At 72.1% G+C, this 16,374-nt stretch carries 16 protein-coding genes; 4 read left to right on the top strand and 12 right to left on the bottom strand.

Annotated features, from left to right (window positions below):
* Window positions 1-3 precede the first annotated feature (3 nt).
* From kdpB to ACQPZA_RS08555, 5 genes are all read right to left on the bottom strand, one after another.
* Window positions 4-2,079: a potassium-transporting ATPase subunit KdpB gene (gene kdpB / locus ACQPZA_RS08575; protein WP_433279730.1), complete on the bottom strand. Its 2,076-nt coding sequence runs from the start codon at window positions 2,077-2,079 to the stop codon at window positions 4-6.
* A complete protein-coding gene (gene kdpA / locus ACQPZA_RS08570) occupies window positions 2,076-3,737 on the bottom strand; it encodes a potassium-transporting ATPase subunit KdpA (protein ID WP_433279729.1) in 1,662 nt (553 codons plus the stop codon). The genes kdpB and kdpA overlap by 4 nt, the downstream gene beginning before the upstream one ends.
* A 37-nt stretch (window positions 3,738-3,774) precedes the next feature.
* The gene (gene kdpF, locus ACQPZA_RS08565; protein WP_433279728.1) at window positions 3,775-3,867 is read right to left on the bottom strand and encodes a K(+)-transporting ATPase subunit F; all 93 of its coding nucleotides are present in this window, start codon (window positions 3,865-3,867) and stop codon (window positions 3,775-3,777) included.
* A gap of 386 nt (window positions 3,868-4,253) precedes the next feature.
* Complete coding sequence (locus ACQPZA_RS08560) at window positions 4,254-5,555, bottom strand: DUF1700 domain-containing protein (RefSeq protein ID WP_433279727.1); 1,302 nt, start codon at window positions 5,553-5,555, stop codon at window positions 4,254-4,256.
* Window positions 5,552-5,872: a PadR family transcriptional regulator gene (locus ACQPZA_RS08555; RefSeq protein WP_169398102.1), complete on the bottom strand. Its 321-nt coding sequence runs from the start codon at window positions 5,870-5,872 to the stop codon at window positions 5,552-5,554. Before ACQPZA_RS08555 ends, ACQPZA_RS08560 begins: the two co-directional genes overlap by 4 nt.
* 158 nt (window positions 5,873-6,030) lie before the next feature.
* Here ACQPZA_RS08555 and ACQPZA_RS08550 point away from each other — a divergent pair, with 158 nt between their 5' ends.
* The 3 genes from ACQPZA_RS08550 (at window position 6,031) to lysA (ending at window position 9,127) form a co-directional block, all read left to right on the top strand.
* A complete protein-coding gene (locus tag ACQPZA_RS08550) occupies window positions 6,031-6,456 on the top strand; it encodes a hypothetical protein (protein WP_433279726.1) in 426 nt (141 codons plus the stop codon).
* A gap of 117 nt (window positions 6,457-6,573) precedes the next feature.
* A complete protein-coding gene (gene corA, locus ACQPZA_RS08545) occupies window positions 6,574-7,608 on the top strand; it encodes a magnesium/cobalt transporter CorA (RefSeq protein WP_169398100.1) in 1,035 nt (344 codons plus the stop codon).
* Window positions 7,609-7,789: 181 nt separating this feature from the next.
* Complete coding sequence (gene lysA / locus ACQPZA_RS08540) at window positions 7,790-9,127, top strand: diaminopimelate decarboxylase (protein WP_433279725.1); 1,338 nt, start codon at window positions 7,790-7,792, stop codon at window positions 9,125-9,127.
* A 79-nt stretch (window positions 9,128-9,206) separates the two neighbouring features.
* Here the strand turns inward: lysA and mutM are convergent, their stop codons facing one another.
* The 5 genes from mutM to ACQPZA_RS08515 are packed head-to-tail and all read right to left on the bottom strand — an operon-like array spanning window position 9,207 to window position 12,180.
* Window positions 9,207-10,088, bottom strand: coding sequence for a bifunctional DNA-formamidopyrimidine glycosylase/DNA-(apurinic or apyrimidinic site) lyase (gene mutM / locus ACQPZA_RS08535; protein WP_169398098.1), 882 nt, complete (start codon window positions 10,086-10,088; stop codon window positions 9,207-9,209).
* A gap of 9 nt (window positions 10,089-10,097) precedes the next feature.
* Window positions 10,098-10,826 carry a ribonuclease III gene (gene rnc, locus ACQPZA_RS08530; protein WP_169398097.1) on the bottom strand — a complete coding sequence of 243 codons (729 nt, stop codon included), beginning with the start codon at window positions 10,824-10,826 and terminating at the stop codon, window positions 10,098-10,100.
* 58 nt (window positions 10,827-10,884) lie between these two features.
* On the bottom strand, window positions 10,885-11,067 hold the full coding sequence (gene rpmF, locus ACQPZA_RS08525) for a 50S ribosomal protein L32 (RefSeq protein ID WP_169398096.1): 183 nt from the start codon (window positions 11,065-11,067) through the stop codon (window positions 10,885-10,887).
* A 29-nt stretch (window positions 11,068-11,096) separates the two neighbouring features.
* The gene (locus ACQPZA_RS08520) at window positions 11,097-11,672 is read right to left on the bottom strand and encodes a YceD family protein (protein ID WP_407692234.1); all 576 of its coding nucleotides are present in this window, start codon (window positions 11,670-11,672) and stop codon (window positions 11,097-11,099) included.
* Between the two features lie 55 nt (window positions 11,673-11,727).
* Complete coding sequence (locus tag ACQPZA_RS08515) at window positions 11,728-12,180, bottom strand: hypothetical protein (RefSeq protein ID WP_433279724.1); 453 nt, start codon at window positions 12,178-12,180, stop codon at window positions 11,728-11,730.
* 262 nt (window positions 12,181-12,442) lie between these two features.
* Here ACQPZA_RS08515 and ACQPZA_RS08510 point away from each other — a divergent pair, with 262 nt between their 5' ends.
* Window positions 12,443-14,470, top strand: coding sequence for a hypothetical protein (locus ACQPZA_RS08510; RefSeq protein WP_433279723.1), 2,028 nt, complete (start codon window positions 12,443-12,445; stop codon window positions 14,468-14,470).
* Here ACQPZA_RS08510 and ACQPZA_RS08505 read toward each other — a convergent pair.
* Window positions 14,443-15,498 (bottom strand): MinD/ParA family ATP-binding protein, encoded by a 1,056-nt coding sequence (locus tag ACQPZA_RS08505; RefSeq protein ID WP_433279722.1) that lies wholly within the window; start codon window positions 15,496-15,498, stop codon window positions 14,443-14,445. The two genes, ACQPZA_RS08510 and ACQPZA_RS08505, sit on opposite strands and share 28 nt — an antisense overlap.
* Window positions 15,499-15,630: 132 nt before the next feature.
* Complete coding sequence (locus ACQPZA_RS08500; protein WP_433279721.1) at window positions 15,631-16,323, bottom strand: GntR family transcriptional regulator; 693 nt, start codon at window positions 16,321-16,323, stop codon at window positions 15,631-15,633.
* Window positions 16,324-16,374: the final 51 nt, after the last annotated feature.

The following is a 16,374-nucleotide window of genomic DNA, read 5'->3' as shown; positions in this document are numbered from 1 at the left end:
CTCTCAGATCCCTGGAATCAGGCGGACGAGCAGGTCGATGACGAAGATCCCGGCGAACGGCACGATCACGCCGCCGAGGCCGTAGATCAGCAGGTTGCGGCGCAGCAGGTTCGCCGCGCTCGTGGGCCGGTAGCGCACGCCGCGCAGGGCGAGCGGGATCAGCGCCACGATGATCAGCGCGTTGAAGATGACCGCCGACAGGATCGCCGACTGCGGTGTGGCCAGGTGCATGACGTTCAGCGCACCCAGCGCGGGGTAGATGGCGACGAACATCGCCGGCAGGATCGCGAAGTACTTCGCGAGGTCGTTGGCGATGCTGAACGTGGTGAGCGCACCGCGCGTGATGAGCAGCTGCTTGCCGATCTCGACGATCTCGATGAGCTTGGTCGGGTCCGAGTCGAGGTCGACCATGTTGCCGGCCTCCTTGGCCGCGGCCGTCCCCGTGTTCATCGCGACGCCGACGTCGGCCTGCGCGAGCGCGGGAGCGTCGTTGGTGCCGTCGCCGGTCATCGCGACGAGGCGGCCACCCTCCTGCTCCTTCTTGATCAGGGCCATCTTGTCCTCGGGCGTCGCCTCCGCGAGGTGGTCGTCCACGCCCGCCTCGGCGGCGATCGCCCGCGCGGTCCGCGGGTTGTCGCCGGTGATCATCACCGTGCGGATGCCCATCGCCCGCAGCTCGGCGAAGCGTGCGGCCATCCCGGGCTTCACCACGTCGGACAGCCGCACCACGCCCAGCAGCCGAGCCGCCGCTCCCTCCGCGGAGGCCGCTTCGGCGACGACGAGCGGGGTGCCGCCGCCGTCGGAGATCTCGTCGACGATGGCGTCGATCTCGGCGGACTGCGTGGCCGTCCACCTCTGCACCGCCGACGCGGCGCCCTTGCGCACCGACCGGCCGTCGACGTCGACACCCGACATGCGGGTCTGCGCGGTGAACGGCACGAACTCGGCGACGGCCTCGGCCGCCGTGGCCTCGCCGGGCAGGCCGTACTCGCGAGCGCAGAGATCGACGATGCTGCGGCCCTCGGGTGTCTGGTCGGCGAGGCTGGAGAGCCGGGCCGCCACGGCGAGGGCGGCGCCGGAGACCCCTGACACCGGGATCAGCGCGGTGGCCTGCCGGTTGCCGAAGGTGATCGTGCCGGTCTTGTCGAGCAGCAGCGTGTCGATGTCGCCTGCGGCCTCGACCGCGCGACCGGAGGTGGCGAGCACGTTGCGCTGCACCAGCCGGTCCATGCCCGCGATGCCGATCGCGGAGAGCAGGGCGCCGATCGTGGTTGGGATGAGGCACACGAGCAGGGCGGTCAGGACGATCAGCGACTGGTTCACCCCGGCGTAGGTGCTCATCGGCGCCACCGCGACCACGGCCAGCAGGAAGATGATCGTCAGGACGGCCAGCAGGATCGTCAGCGCGATCTCGTTGGGCGTCTTCTGCCGGGAGGCGCCCTCGACCAGCGCGATCATCCGGTCGACGAACGACTCCCCCGGCTTCGTCATGATCTTCACGACGACCCGGTCCGAGAGCACGGTGGTGCCACCGGTCACGGAGCTGCGGTCACCGCCCGCCTCCCGGATGACCGGCGCGGACTCCCCGGTGATCGCCGACTCGTCCACGGTCGCGATGCCCTCGACGACGTCGCCGTCGCCCGGGATCGTCCCGCCCGCCTCGACCACCACCAGGTCGCCGATGCGCAGTTCGGTGCCGGGCACCTGCTCCTCCGCACCGGAGGAGGTGAGGCGGCGGGCGACCGTCTCCTTCTTGGTGCGCCGCAGCGACTCCGCCTGCGCCTTGCCCCGGCCCTCGGCCACGGCCTCGGCCAGGTTGGCGAACAGCACCGTGAACCACAGCCACACCGCGATCCACCACGCGAACACGCTGGGCTGGATGATCGCCATGACGGTGACCACGACCGAGCCGACCCAGACCACGAACATGACCGGGTTGCGCAGCTGGGTGCGGGGATCGAGCTTGCGCAGCGCCTCGGGCAGGGACGCGAGCAGCTGCCGGGGGCTGAACGCCCCCGCCTTGACGGCCTGCGGAGCCTCGGGGGTTGCGGTGGGACGTTCCTGGAGATCGAGGGTCATGACAGAGCCTCCGCGATGGGCCCGAGCGCGAGGGCCGGGAAGAAGGTGAGGGCCGCGACGAGGATCAAGGTGCCGCCGACCAGCACGCCGAACATGGTTCCGTCCGTGGGCAGCGTGCCCGCGCCGGCGTCGACCCGCCGCTGCTTGGCGAGCGAGCCGGCGAGCGCGAGCACGGCGAGGATCGGCACGAAGCGGCCGAAGAGCATCGCCAGCCCCAGCGTCACCTGGAAGAAGTCACTGGTGACCGTGAGGCCACCGAACGCACTGCCGTTGTTGTTGGCCGCCGAGGCGTAGGCGTAGAGCACCTCGGAGAAGCCGTGCTCCCCGCTGTTGCCCAGCGCCCCGAGCGTGCTCGGCAGTGCGATGGCCAGCCCGGCACCGATGAGCACCAGCGCGGGCATCGTGAGGATCGAGATCGACGCCGCCGTCACCTGCACGCGGCCGAGCTTCTTGCCCAGGTACTCCGGGGTGCGCCCGACCATCAGACCGGCGAGGAACACGCCGATGATCGCGATCACGAGGATCCCGTACAGCCCGGTCCCGGTACCACCGGGCGCGACCTCGCCGAGCAGCATGTTGAGGATCGTGATCCCGCCCGCGCCGCCGGTGTAGCTGTCGTGCAGCGAGTTGACCGCACCGGTCGAGGTGCCCGTGGTCGAGACGCCGAAGAGGATCGAGCTCGGGATCCCGAACCGGACCTCCTTGCCCTCCAGCGCCGCACCGGCCGCCTGCGCAGCCGGCCCGTTCGGGTGGGTCTCGGAGACCCAGGCGACGGCGATGAACGCCAGCCAGATGACGCCCATGACGGCGGCGAGCACGGTGCCCTGACGCGTGCTGCGCACCATCGTGCCGAAGGTGCGGGTGAGGCACACCGGGATCACCAGCAGCAGGAAGATCTCGATGAAGTTGCTCAGCGCGTTCGGGTTCTCGAACGGGTGCGCGGAGTTGGCGTTGAAGATGCCGCCACCGTTGGTGCCGAGCTCCTTGATCGACTCCTGCGACCCGGCGGGCGCCAGCGGCAGCGTGTGCTGCATGCCGTCGACCCCGGTGATCGTGACGCCGGAGTGGAAGGACATCACCACGCCGGTGGCGATGAGCACGATCGCGGCGACGAAGGAGATCGGCAGCATCAGCCGGATCACGCCGCGGGTCAGGTCGACCCAGAAGTTGCCGAGCCGGTCGGTGTTCGAGCGGACGAAGCCCCGGATCAGCGCGATCGCCACCGCGATGCCGACCGTCGCGGACACGACGTTCTGCACGGTGAGACCGGCCATCTGCACGGTGTTGCCGAGCGTGCTCTCCGGCACGTAGGACTGCCAGTTCGTGTTGGTCACGAACGAGATCGCGGTGTTGAACGCCACCGAGGGCGTCACCGCGCCGTGCCCGAAGGCCATGGGGAGGAACGCCTGCAGCCGCTGGAGCAGGTACAGCAGGACGACCCCGACGAACGAGAAGCCGAGCACCCCGGTCGCGTAGGTGGTCCAGCGCTGCTCGGCGTCGGGGTCGACGCGGATCAGCTTGTAGAGGGCCTTCTCCACCCGCCAGTGCTTCTCGGTGGTGAAGATGCGCGCCATGTAGTCGCCGAGCGGCTTGTACACGAGCGCGAGGAGCCCGACCATGGCGACGATCTGGAGGATGCCGGCGAGAGTGTCGCTCATGACTGCGCCTCCGCGGGACAGTTCACGTCGGCGCGCATCAGAAGCGCTCCGGGCGCAGCAGGGCGACGAACAGGTAGATCAGCAGGCCAAGAGCGATGAGCCCGCCGACGATGTACGCAGCGGCGCTCACAGCGACTCGAGCCCTCTCACCATCAGGGCGAGGACCGCGAAACCGGCGATCGTCAGCACCACGTAGGCCAGGTCGGCCATCGTTTCTCCTCCACCAGGACACACCGGCCCACCAGGTGGCGGACCGGTGCGCGAGCATCGTCGGATCCTGGGAGGTGCGGGGGCCTGCGAACGCCCCGTTGACGCGCCGGGCCTGCGACGTTGACGCGATCCTGACGCTGCCGTGGCGCCCCTCACGCGCGCAGCGACATCGGCCCCGATCCGATGCGGCGCCCGACCGGAGAAGGCGGTCCGTGCCGGCGGCCCCCGACACGCCGGCACGGACCGAGGCGGGTCCTGCCCCCTGTCACCGCGGCCTCGCGGCACCAGGTGGGCGGACCAGGTTCGTCAGCCGGTGGGTGCAGTCGGCGGGACGGGCGCAGTGGACGGGACGGGCGGGGCCGGCGGGACGGTCACCGAGGGAGGCGCCGTACCGGTGGTCGCGGAGCCGGTGGGCGCGAGAGCAGTCGTCGGGGGTGGGGACCCCGTGGCGGTGGCGCTCGCCTGCGGGGTGGCCGACGGCACCGCCACGAGCAACGGCCCGGGCGGGACGACGACGCACTCGCCGGTGCGCCGGTCGTAGTCGGTCGTGCCGCGCGGATAGGGCCGGGCCGCGTTCGATGTCGTCCCGCCCGTCCGGTAGTCGGCCGTGCAGACCGAGCCGCCGGTGGTGTCGATCGGCCGCCCGTCCTGGTCGAACAGGTACACCCCGGTGAGCGGGTTCCCCGCCGCGTCGACCGGGCGGATGTCGCGGATCGGGCGGTCCCCGTCCTGCCACAGTCCCGGCTGGTAGGACTGGCTCGAGTAGTTGTCGGCCGGCCGGGGGCCGCCCAGCAGGCCGGCCCCGGTCGAGAGCAGCACACCCAGTGCCAGCACCGCCGCGAGGGTGTTGAGCGGCACCACCGCCCAGAGCAGACGCCGGTCCCGGCGCGTGCGGTGACCGAGCCAGACCGACACCGGCACCGTCACCAGCGACAGCAGCACGACGAGGGGCGGGTCGGCCCGCGCGAGCACAGCCAGCATCAGCGCGGCCGCGATGACTCCCCGGACCACCCACCACCCGGGCTGCAGGCTCGCCAGGAAGTCCGCGACGCCGCGCGCCGGGGTTCCCGCCGCCGGCCGGCTCTCGGCGAGCCGGCGCACGAGCGGCATCGCAGCGACCGTGGGCAGGCCCGGACCGTCGCGGGTGAGCAGCGGGACCCCCAGCAGTGCGACGAGCAGCCCGAGCAGGACGAGCCCCGGCGCGTCCGCGGGGAGACCGAGTGCCACCAGCAGGACCGACCCGACGAGCCCGGCGACCGCGAACGTCGCCGCCGTCGATCGGGAGCGCCCCGGCCCGGCCGCCTGCACGGGTGCGGGCGGGTAGCCGGCGGCGGCTCGCAACTCCCCCGCGTACACCGCCGGGCTGCCCAGCCGCGCGACGAGCGCCGCGTGGCTCGCGTCGGCGCCGAGTTCGGCGGTGAGGTCGGCCAGGTGCGCGCGGACGTCGTCGAGGATCTCGGCCAGCTCCGGCGCCGGCAGGTCGGCCAGCGCCGACCGGATCCCCGCCAGGTACTCCTCGGCCGGACCGGGGAGCAGCCGCACGGTGCGCCCGCCGTCCGTTCCGCCGGCAGCCGTGCCGTGGCTCATGCGCTCGGTGTCCTCGTTCATGCCGCCCCCACCAGCCCTTCCATTGTCACCGCGAACGCCCGCCAGGTCTTGACCAACTCGCGCAGCCGCTCCCGGCCCGGGGCGTTGACGCTGTAGTACTTGCGGTGGGGCCCCTCCTCGCTGGGTACGACGTAGGAGGTCAGCAGCCCCGCGTTGTAGAGCCGGCGCAGCGTGCCGTAGACGGAGGCGTCCCCCACCTCCTCCAGGCCGGCTGCGCGCAGCCCCCGCACCACCTCGTAGCCGTAGCCGTCCGCGCGGTCGAGCACCGCGAGCACAGCCAGGTCGAGCACCCCCTTGAGCAGCTGGCTCGTGTCCACACCGCCCCCTCTCTCCGGTCGTCCTGCGTACCGCACGGTACTGCGCAAGACACAGTAGTACGACAACCATATGACGGGCGTGTCAGGGGTCGGATCGGCGCCGCCAGGATGGCGTCAACGCCCCCGCCGGTCCCCTGCGACCGGCGCAGGGTCGATGTGTGCTCGCACCTCGGCCCACCCACGGCACCGCCGTCCCCGCCCGGCCCGTCCTGCCCGGAGCGGTCGGCGGTGTCCTCGGCCTGCCCGCCGGAGCCGTCGCCGTCATGGTGACGTGGGTGTTCGGCGGGAGCCCGACGACCGGGCTCGTGCTCGCCACCGCAGCCGCCGTCACGCTCGGCGCGATGGCCACCACCCCCGGCGCGATCGTCGCCGCGGTCCTCTCCTGGGCCTGCTACGACGGCTTCGTGGTTCACAGCCTCGGCACGATCGAGGCCGGTCACGCCGACCTCGTCGCGCTCGCCGTCGTGGTGGTGGCCGCCGCCGCCGCCCAGCTGATCGGCACCGTGACGCGGCACCGCGATCAGCGCGAGTCGCACCCGGGCGCCCTTCCCGGGGCGCTGCCGCGCGGCTCACGGAGGTCCTGACGATCGGCACGCCCGGGCAACCGGAGGTCGGCGCCACTACGCTGCGGATGAGCTTCCGGATGTACAGCGGCACACCCGGAGCACTGCCCGGTAGTCCGCACGTCTGCAGGAGCCCGCATGTCCGTGGTCGACAACGCGATCTACATCGACGGCAAGCGTGCCGCCGTCCCCTCGTCACTCGACCACACCTTCGAGGAGCTCCGCCGGTGCCCCGACGGGGGGCGCAGCTTCTGCTGGATCGGCCTCCTGCGCCCGAGCAAGCAGGAGATCGAGGCCGTCGCCGAGGAGTTCGGCCTGCACGGCCTGGCCGTCGAGGACACCGTCAACGCCCACCAGCGACCGAAGCTGGAGCGCTACGGCGACGTCCTGTTCGTGGTGCTGCGACCGGCACGCTACGTCGACCCCGTCGAGGTCGTGGAGCTCGGCGAGGTGCACCTGTTCCTCGGCCCGGACTTCGTGATCACCGTCCGGCACGCCGAGGAACCCGACCTCGGTGCGGTGCGCAAGCGTCTCGAGGCCGACCCCGCACTCCTCGACAACGGGCCGTACTCGGTGCTCTACGCGGTGCTGGACAAGGTGGTCGACGACTACTTCCCGGTGCTCAACGGTCTGCAGGACGACATCGACCAGATTGAGGTGCAGGTCTTCGGCGGGGACCCCGCGGTCTCGAAGCGGATCTACCAGCTCAGCCGGGAAGTGATCGAGTTCCAGCGCGCCGTGGAACCGCTGCGGGACATCTTCGTCGAGCTGCGCGACCGGCTGAAGGAGCTGGCGGGCGAGTCCGATCTGGAGCTGCGCCGGGCCCTGCGCGACGTGGCCGACCATGCCGCCAGGGTGATGGACCGGATCGAGGCGTTCCGAGAGCTGCTCAGCAACATCCTCCAGGCCAACGCCGCACTCGTCGGGCAGCGCCAGAACGAGGAGATGGCCCGGCTGACCGAGGCGGGCTACGAACAGAACGAGCAGGTCAAGCGCATCTCCTCGTGGGCGGCCATCCTGTTCGCCCCCACTCTGGTCGCCTCGATCTACGGGATGAACTTCACCCACATGCCCGAGCTCATGTGGACCTACGGCTACCCCTTCGCGGTGGGGCTGATGCTGCTGCTCGGGCTGATCCTGTACACGATCTTCAAGCGCCGCGGCTGGCTCTGAAGCCCCGTGACTCCCCCGGGTGGTGCGCACCACTCGGCGCTATGGCGGCGTCAGGACGCAGGCGGCGGCCGTCAACGCCGCGGTGAAGTCCTCCCACGACGGGACGGTTCGCGGGACAACGGACACCTCGGCGGTCACCGGCCGCCGTCGCCTCCGGAGACCCCCGGACCAAGGAGAACAGGTGTCCCTCGCCGATCTCATCCCGTCGTTGCGCACGACGCTGTCGTCCCGGCTCGCCCCCGGCCTGTGGCCGGAGACCGCACGGGCGACCTGTGACGGGCAGCTTCTCGTGGGCGGTGTCGACCTCGCCGAGCTGGCGGGACGGTTCGGCACGCCGGTGCTGGCCGTCGACGCCGCGGACGTGCGCTCCCGCTGCCGGGCCTACCGGGAGGCGTTGCCCGGCGTCGAGATCGCCTACGCCGCCAAGGCGTTCCTGTGCCGGGCCATGGCCCGGCTGGTCGACCAGGAGGGTCTGGCCATGGACGTGTGCTCGGGCGGCGAGGTCGCCGTCGCCGCCGCCGCGGGCTTCCCCGGAGAGCGGATGGTGCTGCACGGCAACGTGAAGACCGACGAGGACCTGAAGACCGCCCTCGCCGTGGGCGTCGGCCGGATCGTGCTCGACTCCCTCGAGGAGATCCCCACGCTCGCGGCCGTCGTCCCCACCCGCCAGCAGGTGCTGCTGCGGGTCGTCCCCGGCGTCGACGCCGGCACCCACGCCGGGCTCACCACCGGCACGGAGGACCAGAAGTTCGGCCTGTCGATCACCACCGGCGCGGCGGCGGAGGCCGTGCGGCGGGTGCTGGCCCGTCCCGAGCTGGAGCTGGTCGGGCTGCACTGCCACATCGGCTCGCAGGTGCGCTCGGTCCGCCGGTACGTCGACGCCGCCGAGCGGATGGTCGCCTTCCTCGCCGAGATCTCCCGCGAGCACGGCGTGGAGCTGCCCCAGCTCGACATCGGTGGGGGTCACGCGGTGGCGTACGGCCCCGACGAGCAGTCCCTGGACCTCGCCGGCTTCGGGCGGACCGTGCCCGCCGCGGTCGCCGGGGCCTGTCGCTGGCACGGCCTGCAGGTGCCCCGGCTGACGGTGGAACCGGGCCGTGCCCTGGTCGCCCGCGCCGGGGTCACCGTGTACCGGGTGGCCGCCGTCAAGCACGGGGTGCACCGCACGTTCGTGGCCGTGGACGGCGGGATGAGCGACAACCCGCGGCCCGCGCTCTACGGCGCGCGCTACCCGGTGCGGCGCTTCGGCCGCCCCGAGCGCGTGCGCTCCGTGCCCGTCACGGTGGTCGGCCGGCACTGCGAGTCGTCGGACGTGCTGGCCGAGGAGACGCTGCTCCCCGAGGACATCGCGGCTGGCGACCTGCTGGCCGTGCCCTGCAGCGGGGCCTACCACGCGTCCCTCTCGTCGACCTACAACCAGGTCGGACGCCCGCCGGTCGTGGCGGTGGCGAGCGGAGCGGCCGTGCCGATGCTGCGCCGGGAGACGGTGGAGGACCTGCTGCACCGTGACGCGGGTTGAGGAGCCGCCCGGCGGGTGTACCGAGGTTCAGGAAAGCCACTTTCCTGCCCTGGGAGTTCCGGAAAGTGGCTTTCCTGAACTAGGGGTGCGGGTGCCGCGGGCGGGGCTGGCAACGCGGGCAGCTGTACGAGCTGCGGTTCATGAACGGGTCGCGCCGGATCGGGGTGCCGCAGCGGCGGCACGCCCGGTCCTCCTGGCCGTACACGTCGAGCGAGCGGTCGAAGTAGCCCGACGCCCCGTTCACGTTCACGTAGAGCGCGTCGAACGACGTGCCGCCGGCCGCGAGCGCCGCCGCCATCACCTCGGTGGCGGCGGTGAGCACCTCGCGCCCCTGCTTGCGGGTGAGCGTCTCGGTGGGGCGGGTGCCGTGCAGCCGCGCCCGCCAGAGCGCCTCGTCGGCGTAGATGTTGCCGATGCCCGACACCACCGTCTGGTCCAGCAGGGCCCGCTTGAGCCCCGTGCGCCTGCGCCGGATCGCGGCGACGGCCGCGTCGAGGTCGAACGCCGGGTCCATCGGGTCACGGGCGATGTGCGCGACCGGCTCGGGCAGCAGCCCACCCCCGGTGGCCGGCACCAGCGGGTGCACCGAGAGGCCGCCGAAGGTCCGCTGGTCGACGAACCGCAGCTCCGTGCCGCCGTCGGCGAAGCGGAACCGGATCCGCAGGTGCTTCTCGTCGGGACGGTCGTCGCCGACCACGAGCATCTGGCCGCTCATGCCGAGGTGGGCGAGCACGGCATCCTCCCCCGGAGCGCCCCCGTCCAGGTCGAGCCAGAGGTACTTCCCGCGCCGCCGGGCACCGGTGATGGTGCGCCCGGTGAGGCGGGCGGCGAAGTCGTCACCGCCTGCCACGTGCCTGCGCACCGCGCGGGGGTGGGCGACCGTGACCGCGGCGATCTTCCGTTCGAGGACGTGGTCGGCGAGGCCGCGACGGACGACCTCGACCTCCGGGAGCTCCGGCACGGTGCGCGCTCAGGCGGGGCCGGACGCGGCGGGCTCGCTGCCCGCGGCCGCCTCGGCCGTCAACGTGCGCCAGGCGAGCTCGGCCGCCTTCTGCTCGGCTTCCTTCTTCGTGCGCCCCTCACCGGTTCCCAGCTCCCGGCCGGCCACCACGGCCGTGGCGGTGAACAGCTTGAGGTGGTCCGGCCCGTCCTCGGTGATCCGGTACTCCGGGACGCCGAGGTCGGCCGCCGCGGTGAGCTCCTGCAGGCTCGTCTTCCAGTCGAGGCCGGCTCCGAGCAACGGCGCGCTGCGCAGCAGCCCGTCGAAGAGGCGGTGGACCAGACCGCGGGCCGTCTCCAGCCCGTGCTCCAGGTACACCGCTCCGATGAGGGCCTCGGTGGCGTCGGCGAGAATGCTCGCCTTCGTGCGCCCGCCCGTCAGCTCCTCACCACGGCCCAGATAGAGATGCGATCCGAGCCCTCCGTTGCCGAGGGTGGCGGCCACCCCGGCGAGGGCGTGCATGTTCACCACGCTCGCGCGCAGCTTGGCGAGCTGACCCTCGGGCAGGTCCGGATGGTCGCGGTAGAGCCGCTCGGTGACGACGATGCTGAGCACCGAGTCGCCGAGGAACTCCAGCCGCTCGTTGGTGGGGAGACCACCGTTCTCGTACGCGTACGAACGGTGGGTGAGCGCGAGGGTGAGCAGGTCGTGGGCGATCTCGACCCCGAGGGACGCGAGAAGGGGCCCGCGGTCCTCCACGGGCCCCTGCAGGCCTCGCCCTACCACTACGTCCTTGCCGATTCCGCGCTCCCGGTGATCAGGCCGGGCTGACGACCTGGCGGCCGTCGTAGGTGCCACAGGTGGGGCAGGCGACGTGCGGGGGCTTGGTGGCCCGGCAGGCGCGGTTCGAGCAGGCGACGAGCGTAGGTGCAGTGGCCTTCCACTGCGACCGGCGCGAGCGCGTGTTCGACCGCGACATCCGGCGCTTCGGAACAGCCACGGTAGATCTCCTAGCGGTACTCGAGGGTGTCAGTCGGCGGACAGGCGCTCACGCAGAGCGGCCCACCGGGGATCCAGTGTCTCATGCCCGTGGTCGGGCGTGAGGTCGGCCCACTTGTCCCCGCAGTCGGGGCACAGGCCCGGGCAGTCGGGGCGGCAGAGCGGGGCCAGCGGCAGGGTCAGGACGACGGCGTCGCGCACGATCTGCTCGACGTCGACCATGTCGTCGAGGACCCTCGGCAGCTCGTCCTCGTCGGTGGTCTCGTCGGTGACGCTGTCGGGATAGGCGAAGAGCTCCGCGATCTCGACGTCGATCTCGTCGGTGAGCGCGTCGAGGCAGCGGGCGCACTCGCCGGCGAGCGACGCGTGGACGCTGCCGGAGACGTAGACGCCCTCGGTGACCGACTCGAGGCGGACGTCCAGCTCGATGGGCTCGCCCACCGGCACGGCGATCGTCTCCAGGCCGAGCCGGGTGGGCTCGGCGGGCGCCGGGATGGTGCGCCGGTAGGTGCGCATGTGGCCGGGACGCCTGCCCAGCTCGTGGGTGCTGAAGACCCACGGGCTGGTCGGATCGGGGTGGCCGGGGGTGGGGTGGTGCGTGCTCACACACCCAGGGTAGGCCTGTCCGCCCGGCCCGCGCCGGGGGCGCGTCCGTGCGCGCTCAACCCTGCGGAACGATCCGGATCCGCGCCGCGCCCGCGCCCGACTCGAGCACGGAGATCTGGTACTGCCCGACCGGGGTGGTCGCGCCCTCCGCCACCGTCGTCGCGGCTCCGTCGGCGGCGGAGAAGGACACCCCGTCGTCGCCGATCGTCGTGATACCCACGAGCGGTCCGGTGCCGCACGACACGGAACTGGCGCCGTTGCGGGTCGACACGCGGCCACTGCCCGTCATGCTGATCCGGCCGGGCCCCTGCACCGTCACGCTGCAGTCGTCAGCCGGAGACGCCGGCGTCTGCCCCTGGGGCGCGGGGGCCGGCACGGGTGGTACCGGGGTGCCGCCGGCCTGCGGCGCCGGTGTGCCGGCGCCCGCGCTGCACCCGGCGACGAGCAGTGCCGGTGCCGCGAGGGCGGCGGACAGGACGAGACGCACCCGCATCGTGGTGATCAGCACGCCCGGGATCGTGCCGTCGATCCGGGCCGGTGGCGAGGGCGAGTCCCGAATTCCGCCGGAATTGTCGCGCTGGGTGCGGCATCGGACCCCGCCCGTACGCCCGGCACGGAACGCGACGGCGAACTGCGCGCGTTCCGGTGATCCTTCCCCACGCTGAGCAGCCATCCGTCGCTTCCGCCATCACGTCGGGGGACGCCTCATCAGGGTCTGTCGGGTGGGCGTGGTCCTTTGCACACTTACCCGGGCCACCCCGGGAGACGCGATGACCGACACGACGACACCGTCCGGACTGTTCGTTGATGTGCTGAGCGGCGCCCACAGCTGGTCCGCGGTCAGCGACATCACCGCTCAGAACCGGGCGCGGACGGGGATCGCGCCGGCGCTGGTCCGCTTCCGGGGACTGCTGTACCTGTTCCACCAGGACGTGTCGGACCGGGGGACCGTGCACTACTGCGTCTCGCAGGACGGTTCGCACTGGTCCCAGCGGGTCAACCTCACCCTGCGCAGCCATGCGGTCCGCGCCGCCGCCGAGGTGGCCCCGGTCGTCTTCCGCGACGAGCTGTACCTGTTCTTCCGGGACGCCGTCGATCCCGCGCTGATCAAGGTGTGTCACACCCGGGACGGGCAGGAGTGGTCCCCGGTCACCCCGTTCGCGCTGGAGGGCGCACGGTGTTCGAGCCGGCCGCTGCCGATGGAGTACCGCGGGTCACTCTTCGTGTTCTACCGGGCCGACAGCGGAACCAGGGGCCTGGTGGCCTGTGTGAGCGGGACCGGCGCGGACTGGGACACGCTGGTGAACCTCGAGCACATGACCGGAACGATCGTGGACGAGCCGGTGCCGGTCGTGCACGGCGACCGGATGGTCGTGGCCTTCCGACCGGCCCAGTCCCCGTCCGCCGTCCTCACCCTGGCCAGCGACGACGGCACCGCGTGGCGCTACGGCGGCACGATCACCACGACCTCCTTCGACACCGCGACGCGGCCCGCAATGATCAGCCACTGGGGCCTGCTCTACGCGTTCTACGTCGACTACGTGGACGAAGGTGCGCTGCTGGTCAGCCACAGCGCCGACGGCCTCTCCTGGTACGGATGGCGGTCCATCAACGGTCACAACCGCAGCCGCGAGACACCGGTCCCGGCCGTGTGGGACGACCGGCTGCTCCTGTTCTTCCGTGACGAGGCCGAACCGGGCCACGTGAACGTGTGCACGAAGAACGACCACGACAGCTGGCACCGGTACACGTCGATCTCGGCCCGCAACCACGCCGACGCGAACGGCGCGTTGCAGGTGGTCGCCGACGAGTTCGGCATCGACGTCGGCTACCGCTCCACGGCGTACGACGGCAACGGGCTGGCCGCGTTCCACGCCACCGGACCACAGCCGTGGTCGATCCGGCTCTCCGACGTGCCGGACGCGGTGGACGCCGTGTCGACCACGAGCGGTGTGGTGAAGCAGTGCGTCGTCGGCGATCTCCCGCGGGGCACCGACGACAGCATCAGGTCGATGGTTCCCTACCGCGACTGGTTCCTGGTGCTGCGCGACCGCGGACCGGAGACGCTCGGCGTGGTGGACATCGTCGACCGGGAACAGCACCGGGAGGCCCGGGCCGTCGCCCTGCCGGAGGACGGGCTCGACCACCCGGGCGGCTGCCAGTCGATCGGCGACTTCCTCGCCGTGCCCGTCCGCAGCGAGCACACGCACGACGGCTGCGTGCGCTTCTACGATCTGAGCGTCATGTCCGACACCGCGGGCCCCCTGCTGCTGGACCTGCGCGTCGACCTCGGGATGGCGGTGGACGCCGTCGGGATCACCGACATCGGCGCCGGGGAGGACCAGCGCTACCTGCTCGCGGTGTACACCGACGGCGTGGTGTCGATGTACGAGTCGAACCCGGTGCCCCTCAACGATCCGCGCTGCCGCTTCACGTTCCGGTTCTCGTGCCCGGCGACGGTGCGACCGCGTCCGGACGCCATGGCCCTGCTCACCGACGCCCGCGGCGACGTGTGGCTGGTCGGTCTCGGGTCCCAGGAGTCGGAGGAGTCGGCCGGCTTCGACGACTGGATCACGCTCTACCGGATCGACCGGACGGCCGGGCGGCTGACGATCTGGAGCCGCGACCGGCTACGGACGCGCGCGCCCGAGAGGCGGTTCCTGATCCACTTCCGGTTCGGGGCGGGACTCGAGGTGCTCGACTCCGAGACGCTGCTCGTGTTCGCGGCCGACGGGAACGCCGACAACCTGAGCCAGGACGGCCTGTTGTCCTACACCGAGTTCGGGCCGCCCGGCTGACCGAACTCGTCGGCCACGAGTGCCGCCAGCTCGAGCACCGCATCCGCGGTGGCAGGGCGGAGCGCGGCCATCTCGATGGTGCCTCCGACGGCGAGATGCGGGTCGTGCGGGATGTCCACCACCGCCCGGCACCGGGTCGAGAAGTGCGCGCGCAGCCGCGTGGTGTCGACCTCCCTGCTCGTGCGGTCGCCGGACAGCACCACGACGGCCCGGGCGACCAGGTCGCGATGGCCGTGGGCGAGTAGCCAGTCGAGCGTCTTGCTGGCCCGGCTGGCGCTGTCGAGCGTCAGCGCGCCCACCACCACGAGGCTGTCGGTCGTGGCAAGGGTGCCGTGCATCGCCGAGTGCATCATCCCGGTGCCCGAGTCGGTGACGACGATGTTGTAGAACCGGCTGAGCACGGTGCACACCTGCTCGTACTCGGCGCGGTTGATGGCCACGCTGCGGGCCGCGTCCTGCTCGGAGGCCAGCACCTGCAACCGGCCGGCGAGGCTCGTGAAACGTGCGACGTCGGGAAGTGCCTGGACGTCCTCGATGTGGTCGAGCAGGTCCCGCACCGTCGTGCCCGGCTCACCGGTCAGCCGGTCGGCGAGGGTGCCCGCGTCGGGATCGGCATCGAGCGCGACGACGCGGTCGCCGCGGTGCTCGGCCAGTGCCAGTCCCAGGAGCGCCGTCACGGTCGTCTTGCCCACGCCACCCTTGATGGACGTCACCGCGATCTGGTGCGGGCCGGGAAGCTCCCGCCGGATGCGCGCCGCCAGGTCGTGACGGCGGCGCTCGACGGGCCCGGCGCCGAGGTTGATCACGCCACCGGTCGCGGCGTGGACGGCGCGGCGCCAGCCCACGGTCGGCGCGTCGGAGCGGGGCCGGACGATCATGTGGTCGGTCAGCTCGGCAGCCGTCCCGGCGGGAGGCCGGTCCGCGACCTCGGCGGGCGGCTCGCCCGCAGCCCCGGCCGGCTGCTCCTCCGGGCCGGGCGGGGCGTCCGATGCAGAACCAGTGGACGACGCAAAAGCTCTCTTCGGCATGTTCCCCCCACCGCGCGGCGACGTCGCTGCTGGATCCGGGCCGCGCTGCCGGACGAAGGCGAGATCGAGGAGATCCCGCATGATCACCGCCAACCGGATCTTACGACCAGCACGTCCGGGGCTCGAGGACCGTCAGGCGAACGTCGAGGGCTGCGCGTCCCGGTAGGCCTTCACCAGCTGCTCCTCGGCGTCGCGCAGGTACACCGCGAGCGCCTCGGCGGCGGCGGGCCCGTCGCCCTGTTGCAGGAGGGCGAGGATCTCCTTGTTGCGCGCCAGGTAGGGCTCGTGGAAGCGCTTGGGATCCGCCATCACGTGGAAGACCAGCCGGAGCTCCGCGAGCACTCCGCCCATGAGCTCGTCAGTGCGCGGGCTCTCGGCGAGCGCGACGAGCGCCTCGTGGAACTTGAGGTTGGCCGTGCCCAGTGCCTGCCAGCCCTGCCGGCGCAGGGCCTCCTCGCCGTCCGAGACGGCGGCGACGAGCTGGTCGATCCCGCGCGGGACCTCCGTGATGGCCCGGACGACGCCGCACTCGACGAGAACGCGCACGCGGTAGAGGTCGATGACGTCCTCGATGCTCAACGTCCGGACGAACACGCCCCGGTTGAGCTCGTGGACGAGCAGCCGCTCGTGCGAGAGCAGCCGGAACGCTTCCCGCAGCGTGTTGCGGGAGACCCCGAGCGCGGTGCCGATGGTGTCCTCCGCCAGGCGGGCGCCGGGCAGGAAGTACCCCTCGCTGATGCGGCTGCGCAGGATCGCGGCCACGCGCTCGGCGGTGCTCGTGCGGTTGAGCAGCAGCCGGTCGGCCGCCAGGCCTTCGGTCGTCACTGCGGGCCTCCAGCCGTGGATGTCGGGCACGATCCGTCGCCGCGGGGACGC

It is taken from the genome of Pseudonocardia xinjiangensis (assembly GCF_050948425.1).
Classification (GTDB): Bacteria; Actinomycetota; Actinomycetes; order Mycobacteriales; family Pseudonocardiaceae; genus Pseudonocardia; species Pseudonocardia xinjiangensis.
This window is presented reverse-complemented; position numbering and strand designations above follow the sequence as displayed.

Excerpts from the sequence above, each read along its gene's own strand:
- kdpB (WP_433279730.1), bottom strand. The coding sequence starts at position 2,079 with ATGACCCTCGATCTCCAGGAACGTCCCACCGCAACCCCCGAGGCTCCG.
- kdpA (WP_433279729.1), bottom strand. The coding sequence starts at position 3,737 with ATGAGCGACACTCTCGCCGGCATCCTCCAGATCGTCGCCATGGTCGGG.
- ACQPZA_RS08560 (WP_433279727.1), bottom strand. The coding sequence starts at position 5,555 with ATGAACGAGGACACCGAGCGCATGAGCCACGGCACGGCTGCCGGCGGA.
- corA (WP_169398100.1), top strand. The coding sequence starts at position 6,574 with ATGTCCGTGGTCGACAACGCGATCTACATCGACGGCAAGCGTGCCGCC.
- ACQPZA_RS08510 (WP_433279723.1), top strand. The coding sequence starts at position 12,443 with ATGACCGACACGACGACACCGTCCGGACTGTTCGTTGATGTGCTGAGC.
- ACQPZA_RS08505 (WP_433279722.1), bottom strand. The coding sequence starts at position 15,498 with ATGCCGAAGAGAGCTTTTGCGTCGTCCACTGGTTCTGCATCGGACGCC.